1 protein-coding gene is annotated in these 628 nt (G+C 47.5%); it reads right to left on the reverse strand.

The genetic code is table 11. From position 1 onward, the window contains the following. Positions 1–9 precede the first annotated feature (9 nt). A partial coding sequence (locus tag AC2FC2_RS26940; RefSeq protein ID WP_490660203.1) for an IS30 family transposase occupies positions 10–628 on the reverse strand: 619 nt, incomplete at its 5' end.

Consider the following 628-nt stretch of genomic DNA (forward strand, 5'->3'; position numbering starts at 1 on the left):
GCTGTGAGTTCAACTGATGGACGCAACACACTTATTGAACCGTTCTGCGGGTGATTCATAGTCTAGCGTTTTTCTCGGTCTTTCGTTGAGCTGTCTGGCAACGCTGTTTAGTCTCTGCTGACTGTGAACCGATAAGTCAGTTCCCTTTGGAAAATATTGTCTGAGCAACCTGTTCGTATTTTCATTTGAGCCACGTTGCCAGGGAGATTGAGGATCACAGAAGTAAATCTGGATGTCTGTTGCTACAGTAAACCGGGTGTGGCTGGTCATTTCAGCTCCCCGATCCCAGGTTAATGTTTTATAAAGCTCAACAGGCAATTCCCGGGCTTGTCTGATGAGTGCAGATATAACCGTTATGGTCTTGTTGTCCCTGATTTTAGCCAACATAACAAAGCGGGAATGGCGTTCTACGAGGGTGACGATATAGGAGTTTTTCGAGCCCTGGATCAGATCACCTTCCCAGTGACCAGGTATGGCTCTGTCTGCGGTTTCCGATGGCCTTTCGCTGATAGGTATCGCATTCGGGATTTTCCCTAATCCTTTCCCTTTAAGTGATGACGTTCGGGATCTACGAACCGCTCTTCCGCTTCTGAGGCATTGCTGTAGTTCTTTTTTTAATGCTCCCCGG

The organism is Serratia sp. CoH_122_TC_1, assembly GCF_058191755.1.